Origin of the sequence: Methylobacterium sp. WL103, assembly GCF_008039885.1 — a bacterium.
GTDB lineage: Bacteria > Pseudomonadota > Alphaproteobacteria > Rhizobiales > Beijerinckiaceae > Methylobacterium > Methylobacterium cerastii.
Map to the genome: position 1 here is coordinate 1 of NZ_VRUX01000972.1, position 1,060 is coordinate 1,060.

Below are 1,060 nucleotides of genomic sequence, written 5' to 3' on the forward strand. Positions count from 1 at the left end.
GCCCGGCCTTCGTCCCAGCCCCCGCCCCGCCCGGGCTGGAGCGTCGCGAGCGGCAGCGGATCAGCCGCGGCCTGCTGGCGATCGAGGGTCGGATCGACCTGCACGGGCTCTACCAGGCCGAGGCCCATGCGGCGTTGGTCGGCTTTCTGATGCGGGCGCGGGCCGCCGGCCACGCGCGGGTGCTGGTCGTCACCGGCAAAGGCGGCGAGGACGCCTACGCCGAGCGCGGCGTGCTGCGCCGCTCGGTGCCGCACTGGTTGCGCGGCGCGGACCTGCGTCCGATCGTGCTCGGCTTCGAGGAGGCCGCCCGCCACCACGGCGGCGCCGGCGCGCTCTACGTCCGCCTGCGGCGGCGTTGAAGGCGCGGGTTAACCGGCGCAGGCTAATCGGGTAGGCGAAGCGGGGAAGCGTTCGGGACCGGACATCATGCACGACGTCGTACGCGAGATCGTCCTCGACACCGAGACCACCGGCATCGATCCCAAGACCGGCGACCGGCTGATCGAGGTCGGCGCGGTCGAGCTCCTGAACCACATTCCCACCGGCCGGACCTTCCACAAGTACTGCAACCCGCAACGGGCGGTCTCCGAGGGCGCCTTCAAGGTGCACGGCCTGTCCGACACGTTCCTATCCGACAAGCCGCTGTTCTCGGAGATCGCCGACGCGCTCGTCGCATTCTGCGGCGACGCCCGCCTGGTGATCCACAACGCGCCGTTCGACGTCGGCTTCCTCAACATGGAATACGCCCGGCTCGGGGCGAAGGCGCCGCCGCCGATCGTGCTCGAGAGCGTGGTCGACACCCTGCCGATGGCGCGCCGCAAGCATCCCGGCGCGCCGGCAAACCTCGACGCCCTGTGCAGTCGCTACGGCATCGATACCAGCCGCCGCACCAAGCACGGCGCCTTGCTCGACGCGCAGATCCTGGCGGAGGTCTACATCGAGTTGCTGGGCGGCAAGCAGACCGGGTTCGACCTCGGCGCCGGCGCTGTGGCCGAAGCGGTCGCCGACTTCGGCGCCGAGAGCGTCGTCCGCACGGCCCGCACCACCCGCGCCCGCCTCA

Annotated in this window: 2 protein-coding genes; both read left to right on the forward strand. The window is 71.7% G+C overall.

Features of this window, described 5'->3' with window-relative positions; all coding sequences use genetic code 11:
• Positions 1–359 (forward strand): Smr/MutS family protein (locus FV222_RS27120; RefSeq protein WP_187277500.1); only part of this gene is annotated, 359 nt, incomplete at its 5' end.
• A gap of 67 nt (positions 360–426) precedes the next feature.
• Positions 427–1,060 (forward strand): DNA polymerase III subunit epsilon (gene dnaQ / locus FV222_RS27125; RefSeq protein ID WP_147816227.1); only part of this gene is annotated, 634 nt, incomplete at its 3' end.